The following is a 16,149-nucleotide window of genomic DNA, read 5'->3' on the forward strand; positions in this document are numbered from 1 at the left end:
TTGCCATAATGGCAAGTTATTAAAAGGATTGCTTATTTTGCATTTATTGCACTTCGTGTACCTAACATAACTAAATAGCATAGTACGGCAAAGAGGCAAGAAATAAAGAGCGAATGTAACAAAGCCATTGATAAGCTCGCATTTGTATAAACAACTAAAATACCGACAATTGCTTGAAGCGTAACAAGAATAAATGAAATAATCCATCCAAAGTATATAACTCGTTGTTGTTTATAATGACGAATAGCAAGAATCATCGCGTATAGGATCCAAGCAAATATTAAGATTGCGGCAACCCTATGTCCCATTTGAACCCATTCATGTAATTGCGTAGGCCATGGTCTGTTTTTGCTACAAAGCGGGAAGTCTGGACAAGCTAAACTAGCACGTTCGTGACGGACTAAAGCTCCTGTATAGACGACGATATAGCTGTAAATTGTTACACCATAAATATGAAACTTCATTTTTTTGTCCATAATGAGGGAACGTGCATCGAATTTTTTGTCGATTTCAAAAATTAGGCACGTTAGTAAAATGACAGAAGCAAATGAAATTAGAGAGATACCAAAATGAATAGCTAGTACAGCTGGTACTTGTCCCCAAACAACTGCCGCCGCTCCCATTAGCGCTTGTGCAACTAAAAAGACAAAAGATAAAATAGCAAGCGTTTTTGTTTCGCGTACATGCTTATAATATTTCCAGGATAAGATACAAAGAAGGGTAACGAGAATTCCTGCTGATCCTGATGTTAAACGGTGACTGAGTTCAATAATTGTTTCCATTGATAGATTAGAAGGAACGAGCTCACCATTACAAAGTGGCCATGATTTACCGCACCCTTGACCTGAACCTGTTTTTGTAACTAAAGCCCCTCCTAATAAAACTCCTAGTAAGTCAAGGCTTGTGATGACTGCTAACCATTTAATAAAGCGTTGCAATCTGTTTCACCATCTTTCTGTTATGAAGTTATTGCGAAATATTTTCATCCCATGCATTTTATAGAACAAAACGCACTACAACCCCTATGATATATAAAAAATAATAAAATAGCAAAAAAATGAAGATGAGGAGAGCGTGTCCAAAAACAAGGGAGAGATAGGGGGTTAATTCCATTTTTTGGTGGTGAAATGTTACTTTTTATGAAAAGAAATGGGGAGAATACATGCTAAATATGACAAAATAGTTTATTATAGAGGGTAACCTCATGTTATGATAAGGAGTAATAGGAAAACCTTTTTTATTATTCGACACAAAAAGTTCATGTTTTCTTCACAAAATGTTAAGGAAATATGATTTAATATACTCGAGTATGAGCGTAGATTAATAGTAGAGTGAGAAAACAACATTTCTACTGTAATAATATCGCTATATGAAAGCGTACTAATTATGAAAAGTAAAGGTGCGCAAGAAGGATGAAAGGTTTAAGAGGGGGTTGAAATGATGAGCCATGCAACAAGTGAGCTGCATGATGAGTCAGCTGTAACAAATGTACCGGAAACAACACGCGTACAAGATTTATTAGCGCTCGTTAAGATGGGGATTGTAAATTCAAATACACTTACTGTATTTACAGGTTTTTGGTTGGCTTTACATTTTAATGGATTAGATGCTGTAAACCATTTGGATAAGATGTTCTTTACAATTGTCGGCGCTGCATTAATTATGGCCGGATCATGTAGCTTAAATAATTATATTGATCGAGATATTGATCATTTAATGGAGCGCACAAAAAATCGTCCAACAGTAACTGGGAAATATAAACCTGGGTTTGTGTTAACGTTAGGAATTGCACTGTTACTTCTTGGATTTGTATTCTTGTTATTAACAACACCGATGGCAGCAATTATTGGTTTCATTGGTGCTTTCACATATGTTGTTTTATATTCATTATGGACAAAACGAGCATACACACTTAATACAGTAGTAGGAAGCGTATCTGGAGCAGTTCCGCCCTTAATTGGCTGGGCAGCAGTTGATCCTAGTTTAGGTCATCCAATCGCATGGATGTTATTTTTAATTATGTTTATTTGGCAAATCCCACATTTCCTCGCTTTAGCGATGAAGCGTGTTGATGAATATCGAAATGCAGGCATTCCAATGCTTCCTGTTGTACACGGATTTGATATTACAAAACGTCAAATCATGATTTGGACAGTATGTTTATTGCCACTCCCATTTTATATGAGTGGACTTGGAGTAACATTCATGGTAATCGCAACATTGCTTAACATTGGATGGATCGTATTAGGTTTCTATGGATTCCGTAAGAAGGATGACATTAAATGGTCCGTGCAAATGTTTGTATACTCCTTGAATTATTTGACAATCTTATTTGTGTCAATGATTGTAGTTACATTCTTCTAAGACAACGACATAAGGGGATTTTCTTTACGTTGAGATTTACTTTACTTACTATAAATAAAGTACAATCTAATTCACAAAGAAAGTGGGGGTTGTTTGTATGAAGAAACAGTGGCGACTGCTTTCATTCGTTTCACTGCTGGCTTTACTGTTAGGGGGATGCGGTAAAGCCTTTCAATCTACTTTAATTCCGCAAGGTGAAGTAGCAAAAATGCAATATGATTTACTGTTGTTAGCAAGTGCGATTATGGTAGGCGTAGTACTTGTAGTTACTATTATTTTCTTGTATGTAATTGTGCGTTTCCGACAAAAGAAGGGCCAAGAGGATTATATTCCAAAGCAAGTGGAAGGGAATCACAAACTAGAAATTATATGGACAGTCATTCCGATTATTCTTTTATTAATATTGGCTGTTCCGACTGTTACATATACATTCAAACTTGCTGATGTAAGTGCGATGGAGAAAAAGAATATTGATAAAGATACAATCGTTGTTGATGTAACAGCGAATCTTTATTGGTGGGAATTTTCTTACAAATCAGAAAAGATAGTAACTTCGCAAGATTTAGTTATCCCCACAGGTAAAAAAGTGTATTTGAATTTGAAGGGCGCTGACATTAAACATTCGTTTTGGGTTCCATCTTTAGCTGGAAAAATGGATACGAATACAGATAATGTCAATAAGATGTGGTTACAGGCAGATAAAACAGGCACTTATAATGGTTTTTGTACAGAATTTTGTGGCCCATCACATTCTCTAATGCAATTTAAAGTTAAAGCTGTTGATGAAAGCGAGTACAAAACTTGGATTGCAGATATGAAGAAACTTGATGGCAAGAAGGAAGTAGCTTCTACAAAAGAACAAGAGGGTAAAGAAATATTCAACAAAAGCTGTATTGGTTGTCACGCAACTGGATCAAATGATAGTAGACCACCTTCTGCACGTATCGCACCAAACTTATCAAACTTTGCTGATCGCGATATGGTTGCCGGCATTGCTGAAAATAACGATGAAAACGTAAAAAAATGGCTAAAAGATCCTGAAAATATGAAACCAGGAAATAAAATGACTGGTAAATATGGAAACTTAACGGACGATCAAGTAGATGCATTAAATGCATATTTGAAAACGTTAAAAGTTGAGAGGTAAAGAGGGATTATTTGCGAAGGGGAGGTTGAAAACGTGGGTTCTGTAGCAAAAAAACAGGGGATGGGTGCGGTTATATGGGATTATTTAACGACAGTAGACCATAAAAAAATTGCCATTCTCTATTTAATTGCAGGTGGATTGTTTTTTATCATTGGCGGAATAGAAGCTTTATTTATTCGTCTTCAATTAGCTATTCCAAACAATGCTTTTCTTGTTGGGGATGCTTATAACCAAGTGTTAACGATGCACGGTACAACAATGATTTTCCTCGCAGCTATGCCGCTCGTGTTTGCATTTATGAACGCTGCTGTGCCACTTCAAATTGGGGCAAGGGATGTGGCGTTTCCATTTTTAAATTCACTTGGATTTTGGTTGTTTTTCTTTGGTGGAGTATTTTTAAACTTAAGTTGGTTTTTAGGCGGAGCACCTGATGCAGGATGGACATCTTATGCATCGTTATCTCTTGCTTCTAAAGGACATGGTGTTGATTTTTATGTACTAGGGTTACAAATATCAGGTATAGGTACCTTAATTGGTGGTATTAACTTCCTTGTTACAATTATTAACATGCGTGCACCAGGAATGACATATATGCGTATGCCGATGTTTACATGGACAACTTTTGTAACTTCTTCACTTATTTTATTTGCTTTCCCACCATTAACAGTGGGATTGGCACTACTTATGTTAGATCGCTTATTTGGTACGAGTTTCTTTAATCCGGCTTTAGGCGGAAATACGATCATATGGGAGCATTTATTCTGGATCTTTGGTCACCCAGAAGTGTATATTCTTATACTCCCAGCTTTCGGAATATTCTCAGAAATTTTCGCTACATTTTCTAAAAAACGCTTATTTGGTTATTCATCTATGGTATTTGCAACAGTGTTGATTGGATTTTTAGGATTCATGGTGTGGGCGCATCATATGTTCACAGTTGGTCTTGGCCCTGTTGCAAATGCCATTTTTTCAGTTGCGACAATGGCAATTGCAGTTCCAACTGGTATTAAAATCTTTAACTGGCTCTTTACGATGTGGGGCGGAAGTATTAGGTTTACAACACCAATGATGTGGGCTGTTGCTTTTATCCCATCTTTCGTAATGGGCGGTGTAACAGGAGTCATGCTCGCTTCAGCTCCTGCTGACTATCAATTCCATGATAATTATTTCGTTGTGGCACATTTTCATTACGTAATCGTTGGTGGGGTTGTATTTGGATTATTAGCAGGTGCACATTATTATTGGCCGCTTATGTTTAACAGAGTATTAAATGAAACATTAGGAAAAATTACATTTTGGCTCTTTTTTATCGGATTCCATTTAACATTCTTTATCCAACATTTCCTTGGTTTAATTGGTATGCCGCGTCGCTATTTTACGTATTTACCAGGACAAGGGTTAGAAACGGGCAATTTAATTAGTTCGATTGGTGCTATATTCATGGGACTTGGAACGATTGTTCTTTTATTCAATGTGGTGAAAACATCGTTGTCTAAAGAGAGAGCAGGTCGTGACCCATGGGATGGTCGTACATTAGAATGGACAATGCCAGCTCCAACACCAGAATATAACTTTAAGCAATTACCGTTCGTCCGGGGGTTAGATCCGTTTTGGATTGAGAAACGTGAAGGGAATAAAGAAATGACACCAGCAGAGCCTGTTAGTGACATTCATATGCCAAACTCTTCATTCTCACCATTTGTAATATCGCTTGGATTATTTATAGCGGCATTTGGTGCAATGTACATGCAAGGTGGAAAAGATAAGTTTTGGCTCTTAGTTGCGATTATTGGTCTTATCATTACATTTGGTACAATGTTCTTACGTTCTGTAATGGATGACCATGGTTACCATATTCATAAAGAAGATTTAGATGATAAGGGGGGCACAGCGTAATGCATGTAGAGGAAAAATTAACAAATGAAACATTCCCAGCAGAGCCTGAAAAAGCAACCCTAGAGGGGAAAAATAAATTTGTTGGATTTTGGCTATTTCTTGGAGGCGAAACAGTATTGTTTGCTTCCTTATTTGGCACATATTTAGCGTTGAAAAATTCTACAAATGGCGGCCCCACTTCTCAAGAAATGTTTCAAATGCCACTTGTCTTTATTATGACAATGCTGTTGTTAACAAGTAGTTTAACAAGTGTATATGCAATGTATCATATGAAGAACTTTAACTTTAAGCAAATGCAAATTTGGTTAATTGTTACGGTACTATTAGGATTAGGATTTTTAGGGTTTGAGATTTATGAATTTTATCATTATACGCATGAATTTAAGCATACTATGAGAAGCAGTGCATTTGGCTCAGCGTTTTATGCGCTTGTTGGAACTCATGGATTACACGTATTATTTGGATTGTTATGGATCTTAACATTAGTTTTTCGAAATGCGAAGCGGGGGCTGAATTTATATAATGCCCCCAAATTTTACGTCGCATCTATTTACTGGCACTTTATTGATGTTGTTTGGGTGTTTATTTTCACTGTAGTATATTTAATGGGAATGGTGGGATAAACAATGGCGTTAAAGCAAACGAACACAAGTAATGAAAAGATAGATCTTGTTTATCGTAGAAAAAGAAGTGCAGAGGAAATGAGACACCAAGTGATTACATTTGGTTTAATGATTTTCTTAACGATTATAGCTTTTGTGGCGGTCGCTTATCCGAAAACATTTAGTCCTCTTTTCTCAGTACCATTTATTTTATTGTTAGCTGTTGTGCAAGTCATATTTCAATTGTACTATTTTATGCATATGAGTCATAAAGGACATGAAGCAGCAGCCTTTTTCTTATATTCGGGGTTATTAGTAGGCTTATTAACAATTGTAGCTTTTATGACAATTGTGTGGGTGTAAAAAGTAAAGGATAGGGAGCTTGGAGGTATCTTCGCTCCCTTTTTCCTATGAGGGTAAGGAGTTTGTCCCGCTATTTGCGGGCGGCCCTCCACCTCAAGATTCAGAGAGAAGCGAGGAAGATAGGTGGGGGATGAAGAAAACCCCACTGATTAAAGTTTCACTTTATATTGAAAGGATGGGTGTAAAAATGAGCAACTTATGGATATTTGGTTTTCAAGCTTTATGGAGCCCGATCTTTTTACTTTTTATGTTGTCTATTCTCATCTGTTATTTTCTTATTATTGGGCCGTATAGGAATCGGTTTAAAAATGCAGAAAGGGTAAACAAAAAACAGATATTCTATTTCACGGCAGGGATAGTCCTTCTATATATTGTGAAGGGTGGCCCTGTAGATTTACTTGGGCATATTATATTTAGTGCGCATATGTTTGAAATGGCTGTGATGTATATCGCAGTACCTCCGCTATTACTATTAGGAATACCGATTTGGCTGTATCAATATATTACATCTCTTAAGGTTATTCAAATTATATTAATGTTGTTTACAAAACCACTTATTGCGCTGTTTGTATTCAATGGTTTATTTTCTTTTTATCATCTACCAGCAGTTTTTGATACTGTAAAACAAAGTCAAATTGCACATCCTATCTTCCTCGCTGTGTTATTTTTTACAGCAATTATGATGTGGTGGCCAATGCTAAATCCATTACCACAGTATCAAACATTAAGTGAAATAAAAAAAATAGGTTACATGTTTGCAAACGGTGTATTATTGACACCAGCCTGTGCATTAATCATATTTGCTAGCGAATCGTTGTTTACTACATATACAGATCCGAGTGCATGGATGAAAGCGATGGAGCTTTGTGTACCGGCGGGGACACTGACTGATTTAAATATTACTGGGCCAGAATTTTTACATTGGATGCCGATTGTACAAGATCAACAAACAGGTGGAATCATTATGAAAATTGTCCAGGAAATAGTATATGGTACGATTATTGGCTATGTATTTTTTAAATGGGCACGTAGAGAGCGGAAAAAAGATGAGGAGCAACTACAGGCAGTGCCTCCTTATTTACAAACGAAATGAAAAGGTGCATAAGCGTGCACCTTTTTTCTGTGTATGGAATGGGAGGAGAACATAACTGATAATGGTAAAAGAAGGGATTTTAAGTGTGGTTGTGGTATCTGTTTAAATATAAGAAATGATTTGAAAATTATATTGTTAAAGACATGCAAGGAGTCGCCACTAGTTTTATTGAGGTGCATTTTTAAACTTTAATTTTAGGTTTGAATAGAGAAGTATATAATACGCTCTCTTTATTAAACATAAATTATTTTTAAGGGGGATTTTAAATGGGTAGTAGTGGAAGTATGGTAAAGCCAATTAGTGGTTTTTTAACAGCTTTAATTCAATATCCGGTACCAATAGTGGAGTCGCGAGCAGATATTGACAATCAAATAAAACAGATTATTAAAACAATTCATTCAACAAAAGCTGGTTACCCGGGTTTAGAATTAATAGTGTTTCCGGAGTATAGCACGCAGGGACTTAACACGAAGAAATGGACAACAGAAGAATTTTTATGTACGGTACCTGGACCAGAAACAGATTTATTTGCTGAAGCGTGTAAAGAAGCAGGGGTGTATGGTGTGTTTTCGATCATGGAAAAAAATCCAGATGGTGGAGAACCATACAATACAGCAATTATTATTGATCCACAAGGTGAGATGATTTTGAAATATCGGAAATTGAATCCTTGGGTGCCTGTTGAACCGTGGAAAGCAGGAGATTTAGGTTTACCTGTTTGTGAGGGACCGGGAGGAAGTAAGTTAGCAGTTTGTATTTGTCATGATGGTATGTTTCCTGAAGTTGCTCGCGAGGCAGCCTATAAAGGTGCCAATGTTTTAATTCGCATTTCTGGATATAGCACACAGGTGAGTGAGCAATGGATGTTAACGAATCGTTCGAATGCATGGCAAAATTTGATGTATACATTATCGGTAAACTTAGCTGGATACGATGGTGTGTTTTATTACTTTGGTGAAGGACAAGTATGTAATTTTGATGGGACTACATTAGTACAAGGGCACCGAAATCCGTGGGAGATTGTTACTGCAGAAGTGTATCCAGAATTAGCGGACCAAGCTAGAATAGGATGGGGTCTTGAAAACAATATTTACAATTTAGGTTCTAGAGGTTATGTAGCTACGCCGGGAGGGGTAAAAGAAAATCCATACACATTTGTAAAAGACTTAGCAGAAGGCAACTATAAAGTTCCGTGGGAAGATAAAATTAAGGTGAAAGATGGATCTATATATGGTTATCCAGTGAAAAAGACAATTCATTCTTAATGAATAAACAAAACAGGCGTGTTCATATGGACACGCCTGTTTTGTTTACTCAATAACTTGAAATTCCTTTAGCTCTTTTTCAATGTTTTGCAAGAGTTGTTCGCTTTTTTGAAGGACATTTGTAGGGAAGACTTCATTCTCGCCATATTCAACACCATGAGGATAATAATGTTTTCCTAACAATGGAGGAAGTAATTTAACTTGTGCGTGTCGGCTGCCAATCTCTCCCTCTACTGCAAATCCTTGCACTCGTAAATAATATACATCATTCAATATTTCAAATTTATAGTCGTATGTAACTCGTTCATAATCCCACTGCCCGGCAAGGACAAAGTGTTGATTTTGCATAATTTCTGTGAGAAGCGTAAAATCAATGGTTGCATCTATAAGTTTTGAATTTGTAATTTGCATGGAATTCCTCCTTATTTTCATTTGAGAACCATTAATTTTATAATAGTACGAAAAATGAGAAAACTCAACCCGTATGGAGAGAAAAGGGAGAATCACGGCTTTTTTCATGAAAATATGATATAGTGAAAAGAGTACGGTACACACAAAAAAGAAGATAAGGATTTGTGTATATCTCAATTTCATGTTTGACCAGGAGGTATATTGTTTGAAGAAAGTATTACGTATCGTAATGATTACGATTTTAATTTTAGCAATTGATTTATACGGGAAATTACTCGTTTCGCAATATATATTACAAGAATCTCATTCTCCGAAGGAACATAAGATTGTTAAGAAAAAGAAACAGATGAATGAAGGATTTCCAGAGACAATCTCCCAATTAATAGGAGGGGATTCGGAAAATTTATTAGCAAAATGGGGTGAGCCAGCTCGAATTGAACCTTCTGCGTATGGTTACGAATGGTGGATTTATAATCAAGACTTGTCACAATATGTACAGTTTGGTGTTCTAGAGCATAAAATTGTAACAGCTTATGTTGCTGGTGACCAAGTGGATGTAGCGCCATTTCGTATGAATGAGAAGTATGAAGATGTTTATAAAAAAAATCCATTTTCACATGAAATCTCTTTAAAAAAAGGAAAAAACAGTTATCAATTTGAATTGTCTGATACCGAAATTATGGAACAACCACTTGTTTCGATAGAAGAAGATGATTGGGCGCAGTTATATTTTGATCGGTTTACACAGAAACTGGTTGGCATTAGATATATGGATGATGATACATTGCTTCGACAAAGACCGTATCAACTTGTTTATTCTGGAGAACTAGCAACAGAGCAGCCGATCTCTCCAGGGAAAATGGCACAAATTGAGCATGGGAATATGCAACAAATTCTAGATTTGACCAATATTATTCGTAGTCATCATCAATTGCCAGTATTAACATGGGATCAACAAACAGCGGAAGTGGCTTTTGGACATAGTAAAGATATGAAAGAGAACAATTATTTTTCACATGATTCGCCGAAATTTGGGAGTTTAGGAGATCGTTTGCAACGTGGTCAAGTCGCGTTTCAACTTGCAGGAGAAAATATAGCAGCGCAACATACTGATGGAATTGCAGCAGTACAAGGTTGGTTGAATAGTGAAGGACATCGGAAAAATTTGTTAAATGAACAATTTACTGGGCTAGGTGTTGGGGTCTTCGATAAATTTTATACTCAAAATTTCATTAGAAAGTAAGAAAAGGTACATGAAGCGTCTAAAAATAGGCGAACCATGTGCCTTTTTTTTCTTACAATGTAGTAGATATATCTGAAGAGGTGAGTATTATGACAAAGACAAAAACAAAGACAGAAACAAAGGCAAAGGCAGGGTTACACCCTTCTATTCAACGATTTAAAGAGTTTGTAAACCACCATCCTAAAATGGTTCATGAAGTTCGAAATGGTCAAAAAACATGGCAACAATTTTATGAGGAATGGTACTTACTTGGAGAACAAGATGAAATGTGGAAGGTTTATAAAGGTGAAAGAAAAGTGATTTCTTCTCCAGGACAAGAAAACAAGGATGAAAAAACTGTTGATTTAATGGGACAAATGCTTTCTTTTTTTAAAAAATTAGATGCAGAACAAATGCAAAAGCATTTAGCTGATGTGACAAATGCGATCGGAAGTGTGCAACAGGTCATTCAGCAATTTCAAGGGAATCGTACACAACCGGAGCAAAGAACTCCTGAAAATAATCCGTTTTTTTTCCGAAAAGATTAGGGGGAAAAGAGGATGAGGGCAGAGCTTATGGAGTTTATCAAGGCTGATCAAGATTTAGAGCGTTATATTCGTGAACAACCGTATTGGTATCGGAAATTATCACGTAATCCTAAGGAAAAAGAGGCATTTGAATTAGCTGCCTTACAGCATTATAAAAAGACCATTCCAGACAAAGTTACAAAATTTCAAAATCAAGTGTCAGTTGCTTCTATTATGATTGACATGTTTCAATATATGAAGCAGCAAAATGTAACATGATTGGAAGGGAAAACTATGTCCGTCATGCGAAACTTTTGTTACAATGGAAACGGATTATTGAAAAAAGGAGTTATAGCATGACGGAAATTTGTTTAGTACGACATGGACAAACTGATTGGAATTTTCAAGAGATTATTCAAGGGCGTGAAGACATTCCGCTTAATGAAGTTGGGAAAAAGCAAGCAAGTCAAAGTGCAGTTGCATTGCAGTCGGAAGCATGGGATGTAATTATTAGCAGTCCCTTAGGCAGAGCGCAAGAAACGGCACAGGTAATTGGTAATGCTGTTGGAATACATTCTATTCTTCTTGATGAGCGGTTTGTTGAACGGGATTTTGGAGAGGCTTCTGGAAAACCTGTTTCTACAGTTAGAGAGCTTATCGCGGAAGGAAAGGTAGAAGGTATGGAGACAGATGAAGAGATTGTAAATCGCTGCTTTGCTGCATTGCAAGATGTTGCACAAGTACATGTGGGTAAACGCGTGATTATTGTTGCGCATTCACATGCGATAAAAGCAATCTTACACGCAATCTTACCTAATGAAATTACATTTAAAACGCCATTGAAAAATGCGTGCATGAGTTATGTAAAAGAGAAAAATGGAAGCTGGGACGTACTGCGATACAATATCGCGGAGCATATTTGCGTATAAGAGGGTATGGCGGATGAATACTGTCAGTAATAGAAGTTTTAACTTTTCTAATTAGTAGTTCTGCTTTAAGTATGTTATGATGGATACTCGGAGGTGTCTCTCATGATTGTAGCGACGCTTGAAAGCGTAATGATATTAGACGAAGCAGAACAGCTTGCAAAAGTGATTGTCTGTTCAGATATAGCAGAGAATTATCGTGAATGTTATAAGGCGTTACAGGAAGATTTGGAGGCTCAAACATTAATTGGTCAATTTACAGTGATGAAAGAGCGCTATGAAGAAGTGCAACGCTTTGGAAAATACCATCCTGATTATACTTTCGTTTCAAAAAGTATGCGAGAGTTGAAACGTTCTGTAGATTTACACGAAAAGATAGCTGCTTTTAAAAAAGCGGAAAATACTTTGCAAAAATTATTAGATGAAGTCAGTGTCGTAATTGGTTCTGAAGTATCATCTGCTATTAAAGTTCCTACTGGAAATCCGTTTTTTGATGCAGGTGGATGCGGAGGCGGTTGTGGCTCCGGAGGAAGTTGTGGTTGTAAAAAAACGGGGTGATGTGCCCCGTTTTTTAGAATATGAAAGAAAACGTATACAGAATTTGTTCTGCAATGTATTATGATTTCTCAAATTTCTGATTGATGTTTATAAGATATAAGAATATGAGTATATAAAAGGAGAAGGTTATGTTCGGGCAACGACAAAGTATGATTGTTTATTTACATTCATTGAAACATGCCAAGATTTTACGGAAATATGGTAATATTCATTACATATCAAAGCGTTTGAAATATGCAATTGTATATTGTGATATGGAACAAATAGAGCATATGATACAAAAGTTAAATAAACTTCCTTTTGTGAAAAAAATTGAGCAATCATATCGTCCGTTTCTTAAAACGGAATTTGAAAATTCACGTCCAGATCGTGCGAAAGAATACGACTATAGTTAAAGAGAAAGACCCTTCATGATTTTGGTGGAGGGTCTTTTTCTTTAACAAAAATATACAATGAGTATAATTTGCTATTGCATTGGAGGAATGAAATGATTCATTCGTAAGATGCCGATAAGATGGTTAAAATATAATTCTTTTTCTGGGAAAGTTGTAGAAGGTTTTACGGTAAAAGAAGTGACACTTTTTCCAATCCTCTCAGCTGTTTCTTCGAATAAAAGTATTCGTTTGCTTTTTTTATTTTCAAGTATAGGAATTCCTTCACGGCATATGTATAACGGTTGGAAATCACCAACTGTTGTTGGTTTAAGAACAACAACAAGTGAGCATACCTTTTTATCATTTTTTAAGGTTTCAAATTGTAACATGTGCGACACACGCTCTTTATTTGTCTTTGCAATTTCAAGTAATTCATATAAATCGGAGTAGCCTTCTCCTAGTTCAATAAAACGTTGAATCATATTATTTCCTCCTCTTTCTTTTACTGTATCACTTCATTTTTAAAATGAAAAGTAAACAAAGAAAAAAACCCTGCAAAGCAGGGCCCTTCTTATACTAGTATGTACTAGTAAGAAGGCAAAGGGAGAGGAGAAACCGGAGGAAGAACTTATGGGGAAACGTAAGTCTTCTCCGCGGTTGGCAACAACATCGAAGGTGATGTTGTTATATTTATTTATGTCCAATCTAAATGAAGATATACATAATGAATTTAAAATTTATCGTAGGCTTTTTATTTTTCTTTTTTTTATTTTATGATAGGATAAAAAAGATAAAGGAAAACTTGCAATAGTAGAGGAGATTTTGCTCGCAAAGGGTGAAATGAATATACATATGAGATACTAAAAAGTGATGATACAATGATGACTATGAATGAAAAGAAATAAAATATTTTTTTAATAGGTAGTGGATTTGGAGATTTTTTAGTTGAAAACATCAGTAAATAGTGGAATATGATAGCGGTTACTAGGGCAGATATACGCTTGGCATAATCGCTCGATACATTGAAATAAAGGTAGTGACAACAAATGAGAGTAGTTTCAGGAAAATGTAAAGGGCATCCGCTTAAGGCTGTGCCAGGTAATACAACGCGACCGACAACAGATAAAGTAAAGGAATCCATCTTTAATATTATTGGTCCTTATTTCGAGGGAGGGATTGCTCTCGATTTGTTTGGAGGTAGCGGAGGACTTGGGATTGAAGCGCTTAGCAGAGGGATTGACAAAGTGATTTTTGTTGATCGAGATAATAAAGCGGTGAGGGTGATTCATCAAAATTTAGAAAGCTGCAGGTTACATGATCAAGCTGAAGTGTATAGAAATGATGCAGAACGCGCTGTGAAGGCGTTAATTAAACGTGAATTGTCATTTGACCTCATATTGTTAGATCCGCCATACAAAGATCAAAAAATCATTTCTTTAATTAGTGTTATGGACCAACACGGATTATTGAATGAAGATGGGTTGATTATGGCAGAACATGGAGATGATGTACTCTTACCTGAAACGATAGGGAGACTTGTAAAGGTAAGAGCAGAAAATTATGGCATTACGGCGATTTCGATTTATAAGTATGAAGGTGAGGGGACCGAATGACAAGTATAGCAATTTCTTCAGGGAGTTTTGATCCAATAACCCTTGGACATTTGGATATTATTAAAAGAGGCGCAAAGGTATTTGACGAAGTATATGTTGTCGTTTTAAATAATTCTTCTAAGAAACCATTTTTTTCAGTAGAAGAGCGCCTGGAGCTCATTCGAGAAGCAACAAAAGAGATTCCAAACGTGAAAGTGGATTCGCATAGCGGACTATTAGTGGAATATGCAAAAATGCGTAATGCAAATGCAATTTTACGTGGTTTACGTGCGGTTTCTGATTTTGAATATGAAATGCAAATTACATCGATGAATCGTAAGTTAGATGAAAACATTGAAACATTTTTCATTATGACAAATAATCAATATTCATTTTTAAGTTCGAGCATTGTGAAGGAAGTGGCTCGTTATGGTGGAAGTGTAGCTGGTCTTGTTCCTTCCGTTGTCGAACGCGCTTTGAAAGAGAAATTCCAAACCCCGTTAAGATGAACGGGGTTTTTCTTTATTGATTATGCGTAAGAATAATAAAAAAACATATAAATATAAACAAAATAGTGTGAAAGTAGGTCCGTAGTGAAGTAGTACATCCCAAGACTTTGTAAGAATGGAAGACTGATTTGAGAAAAAAACAGGAATATCTTGTTCATTTGGTGAAAAAGAATGTAATTTTTCGTAAAGTGGTACCCAAAATATAAAAGTATAGATGGGAGCGAGAATGCTTTGGATAATTCTTGCGACGAAATAGGGTGTAAAGCGAATGTCAGTTTCGGCTAAAATGCTTGCTACTTGAGCTTGAATGGAAAGGCCGCTAAATGCGAGAATAAAGCTTGTTACCATTGCTTGCTCAAGAACTGTAGCTTGATTCGTTTGACTAATCATCTGGCTACCCATTGTCATTTCAAAAAGCCCTGATAGGATTGGAATGCTAAAGTGCGGCGGTAGTTGGCAGAATGTTAAAATATGTTGCATAATAAAAGCTAGTGCTGCTGTGATGTGAAAGATAGTAATCATTTTATTTAAAACGGAGAATAAAATAATAAATCCACCAATCATGAGTAAAGTTTGAATTGAGGAAATAATAGCATCACCAAGCAGTTGGCCAATTGGTCTGTTTTCTTGTAAACGTGTTTCATGGAGGAGTGAAAAAGCGTGCTGTAAGGAACGTTTTTGAATAGGTTGTTTCTCTTTTATATAAGTATTGTTGTTACCGTAAAAACGCATCAGTAATCCGACGGTAAAGTTGCTAACATAATGTGCAGCAGCTAATATGAAACCTAACTTTGGGTTGTTAAAAAAGCCAATAGAAACAGCTCCAAAAATAAATAATGGATTAGAAGAGTTTGTAAATGATACGAGTCGTTCTGCTTCTATTTGAGTTAGCTGGTTACTTTTCCTTAGTCTGGCGCTTAATTTAGCACCTGCTGGAAAACCAGAAGCCATACCCATTGCCCAGACAAAGCCTCCAATACCAGGTACACGAAAGAGTGGGCGCATAAGTGGTTCTAATATAACACCGATAAACTTTACAACCCCTATACTAATTAAAAGCTCCGCAACGATAAAAAAAGGTAGTAGTGAAGGAAAGACAACCTCCCACCATATATTTAATCCGCGAACAGAAGATTGCAAAGCGGCTTGGGGGTGAAGTATGAGAGCTGATGTGAGAAATAGGATCGTTATGGTGAGAAAAGCAGTTTTCCATTTTTCATACATTTTAATTTAGCCCCCTTTGTCCCAAAAAACGTTCACTTCAGTATACGTGGACATAAGGTGAGTTTAGACCATAAGT

Annotated in this window: 19 protein-coding genes; 15 read left to right on the forward strand and 4 right to left on the reverse strand. The window is 36.3% G+C overall.

The window, feature by feature from the left end; genetic code table 11:
• Positions 1–32 precede the first annotated feature (32 nt).
• Positions 33–938: a heme A synthase gene (gene ctaA, locus ACX5JI_RS03705; protein WP_459499736.1), complete on the reverse strand. Its 906-nt coding sequence runs from the start codon at positions 936–938 to the stop codon at positions 33–35.
• A 502-nt stretch (positions 939–1,440) separates the two neighbouring features.
• Between ctaA and cyoE the strand changes: the two genes are divergently transcribed.
• From cyoE to ACX5JI_RS03740, 7 genes are all read left to right on the forward strand, one after another.
• Positions 1,441–2,364 (forward strand): heme o synthase, encoded by a 924-nt coding sequence (cyoE, locus tag ACX5JI_RS03710; RefSeq protein WP_459499738.1) that lies wholly within the window; start codon positions 1,441–1,443, stop codon positions 2,362–2,364.
• A gap of 97 nt (positions 2,365–2,461) precedes the next feature.
• A complete protein-coding gene (gene coxB / locus ACX5JI_RS03715; protein WP_459499739.1) occupies positions 2,462–3,511 on the forward strand; it encodes a cytochrome c oxidase subunit II in 1,050 nt (349 codons plus the stop codon).
• Between the two features lie 60 nt (positions 3,512–3,571).
• Entirely contained in the window at positions 3,572–5,407 is a 1,836-nt protein-coding gene (ctaD, locus tag ACX5JI_RS03720) for a cytochrome c oxidase subunit I (RefSeq protein WP_459500273.1), read from the forward strand.
• The gene (ctaE, locus tag ACX5JI_RS03725; RefSeq protein WP_459499740.1) at positions 5,407–6,030 is read left to right on the forward strand and encodes a cytochrome c oxidase subunit III; all 624 of its coding nucleotides are present in this window, start codon (positions 5,407–5,409) and stop codon (positions 6,028–6,030) included. Before ctaD ends, ctaE begins: the two co-directional genes overlap by 1 nt.
• 3 nt (positions 6,031–6,033) lie before the next feature.
• A complete protein-coding gene (gene ctaF / locus ACX5JI_RS03730) occupies positions 6,034–6,372 on the forward strand; it encodes a cytochrome c oxidase subunit IVB (protein ID WP_459499741.1) in 339 nt (112 codons plus the stop codon).
• Between the two features lie 187 nt (positions 6,373–6,559).
• Positions 6,560–7,465 carry a cytochrome c oxidase assembly factor CtaG gene (gene ctaG, locus ACX5JI_RS03735; RefSeq protein ID WP_459499742.1) on the forward strand — a complete coding sequence of 302 codons (906 nt, stop codon included), beginning with the start codon at positions 6,560–6,562 and terminating at the stop codon, positions 7,463–7,465.
• 266 nt (positions 7,466–7,731) lie between these two features.
• Positions 7,732–8,730: a formamidase gene (locus ACX5JI_RS03740; RefSeq protein ID WP_459499743.1), complete on the forward strand. Its 999-nt coding sequence runs from the start codon at positions 7,732–7,734 to the stop codon at positions 8,728–8,730.
• A 45-nt stretch (positions 8,731–8,775) separates the two neighbouring features.
• On the opposite strand, the gene ACX5JI_RS03745 is transcribed toward ACX5JI_RS03740, so the two are convergent.
• Positions 8,776–9,141, reverse strand: coding sequence for a YugN family protein (locus ACX5JI_RS03745; RefSeq protein ID WP_459499744.1), 366 nt, complete (start codon positions 9,139–9,141; stop codon positions 8,776–8,778).
• 205 nt (positions 9,142–9,346) lie between these two features.
• Here ACX5JI_RS03745 and ACX5JI_RS03750 point away from each other — a divergent pair, with 205 nt between their 5' ends.
• From ACX5JI_RS03750 to ACX5JI_RS03775, 6 genes are all read left to right on the forward strand, one after another.
• Positions 9,347–10,384, forward strand: coding sequence for a CAP domain-containing protein (locus tag ACX5JI_RS03750; protein ID WP_459499745.1), 1,038 nt, complete (start codon positions 9,347–9,349; stop codon positions 10,382–10,384).
• Positions 10,385–10,473: 89 nt separating this feature from the next.
• A complete protein-coding gene (locus ACX5JI_RS03755) occupies positions 10,474–10,911 on the forward strand; it encodes a YlbD family protein (RefSeq protein ID WP_459499746.1) in 438 nt (145 codons plus the stop codon).
• 12 nt (positions 10,912–10,923) lie between these two features.
• Complete coding sequence (locus tag ACX5JI_RS03760; RefSeq protein ID WP_459499747.1) at positions 10,924–11,169, forward strand: YlbE-like family protein; 246 nt, start codon at positions 10,924–10,926, stop codon at positions 11,167–11,169.
• A gap of 77 nt (positions 11,170–11,246) precedes the next feature.
• Positions 11,247–11,819, forward strand: a complete 573-nt coding sequence (locus ACX5JI_RS03765) for a histidine phosphatase family protein (RefSeq protein WP_459499748.1) — start codon at positions 11,247–11,249, stop codon at positions 11,817–11,819.
• A gap of 102 nt (positions 11,820–11,921) precedes the next feature.
• Entirely contained in the window at positions 11,922–12,374 is a 453-nt protein-coding gene (locus ACX5JI_RS03770; protein WP_459499749.1) for a YlbF/YmcA family competence regulator, read from the forward strand.
• Between the two features lie 128 nt (positions 12,375–12,502).
• Entirely contained in the window at positions 12,503–12,769 is a 267-nt protein-coding gene (locus ACX5JI_RS03775) for a YlbG family protein (RefSeq protein ID WP_459499750.1), read from the forward strand.
• A gap of 71 nt (positions 12,770–12,840) precedes the next feature.
• Here the strand turns inward: ACX5JI_RS03775 and ACX5JI_RS03780 are convergent, their stop codons facing one another.
• Complete coding sequence (locus ACX5JI_RS03780; protein WP_459499751.1) at positions 12,841–13,230, reverse strand: DUF7147 family protein; 390 nt, start codon at positions 13,228–13,230, stop codon at positions 12,841–12,843.
• 564 nt (positions 13,231–13,794) lie between these two features.
• Here ACX5JI_RS03780 and rsmD point away from each other — a divergent pair.
• Together rsmD and coaD are read left to right on the forward strand one after the other, a co-directional pair.
• The gene (rsmD, locus tag ACX5JI_RS03785; RefSeq protein WP_459499752.1) at positions 13,795–14,361 is read left to right on the forward strand and encodes a 16S rRNA (guanine(966)-N(2))-methyltransferase RsmD; all 567 of its coding nucleotides are present in this window, start codon (positions 13,795–13,797) and stop codon (positions 14,359–14,361) included.
• Complete coding sequence (gene coaD, locus ACX5JI_RS03790) at positions 14,358–14,849, forward strand: pantetheine-phosphate adenylyltransferase (protein ID WP_459499753.1); 492 nt, start codon at positions 14,358–14,360, stop codon at positions 14,847–14,849. Before rsmD ends, coaD begins: the two co-directional genes overlap by 4 nt.
• Here coaD and spoVV read toward each other — a convergent pair.
• Positions 14,841–16,073, reverse strand: a complete 1,233-nt coding sequence (spoVV, locus tag ACX5JI_RS03795; protein ID WP_459499754.1) for a dipicolinic acid transporter SpoVV — start codon at positions 16,071–16,073, stop codon at positions 14,841–14,843. The genes coaD and spoVV overlap by 9 nt on opposite strands.
• Between the last annotated feature and the right edge of the window lie 76 nt (positions 16,074–16,149).

The sequence above is a fragment of the Bacillus sp. C1 genome (assembly GCF_054570475.1).